This is a genomic window from Haemophilus sp. HMSC066A11 (genome assembly GCF_001811665.1).
GTDB classification, from domain to species: domain Bacteria; phylum Pseudomonadota; class Gammaproteobacteria; order Enterobacterales; family Pasteurellaceae; genus Haemophilus; species Haemophilus influenzae.
Window position 1 is genome coordinate 1 of sequence record NZ_KV805877.1, and the last position, 355, is coordinate 355.

1 pseudogene is annotated in these 355 nt (G+C 37.7%); it reads right to left on the reverse strand.

From position 1 onward, the window contains the following. Positions 1-355, reverse strand: a pseudogene (locus tag HMPREF2813_RS06825) (ShlB/FhaC/HecB family hemolysin secretion/activation protein); the annotation flags it as partial.

A 355-nucleotide genomic window follows, 5' to 3' on the forward strand; every position in this document is an offset into this window, starting at 1 on the left:
ATAAGTACCTGTTACAGAGAATAAATCTATACTGCTAATATCTTGTAGAGTAAATTGACCTGATAATTGACTGCTAAAATGCCAACCTTGAGCAAACTCTTGACTCAACCCTAAACTGGCTGTGCTAATGTGATAGCTGCGATTAAATGTTTCGCCAATGCGCTCCATTCCAAAAGAGCCTGGTAATTTACTCGCGTAATAATGATGAGTTAAATCAATATTAAAGATTGTTTTAGGGGTAAATTGGATATGTCCATCAATGCCTGCACTTACGCCTGATACTGCAAATTTTTTCTTCGTTTCACCCAAGCGATTTAACTCGGAGGTTTGATTAATATGGCGGTAGTTGTAGCCT